This is a genomic window from Streptacidiphilus jeojiense, from assembly GCF_000719095.1.
In the GTDB taxonomy this organism is placed as follows: domain Bacteria; phylum Actinomycetota; class Actinomycetes; order Streptomycetales; family Streptomycetaceae; genus Streptacidiphilus; species Streptacidiphilus jeojiensis.
In genome coordinates this window covers 1-215 of sequence record NZ_JOEH01000130.1, presented here as the reverse complement: position 1 = coordinate 215, position 215 = coordinate 1, and the positions used below count along the sequence as shown (strand labels likewise).

General features: G+C 72.6%; 1 pseudogene. It reads left to right on the top strand.

Annotation, left to right across the window (positions count from 1 at the left end):
• A pseudogene (locus IF29_RS47255) lies at positions 1-215 on the top strand (Na+/H+ antiporter); the annotation flags it as partial.

Genomic DNA, 215 nt, shown 5'->3' with positions numbered 1-215 from the left:
CTGGACCAGCTCGCCGACCTCGGCGCGGCCCCGGAAGCCGCGCTGGATCGCGTGCGCCTGGCACTGGACGCGCGGCTGCGCCACAGCCTGGCCCAGGACCACGCCGACCAGGACGCCGGCGACGCACCGTTCCTGCAGGTCTGTCAGCAGCTGCGGCACGAGGTCATCGCGGTGCAGGGCACCGAGCTGCAGGGCATGTACGACAGCCACCAGAT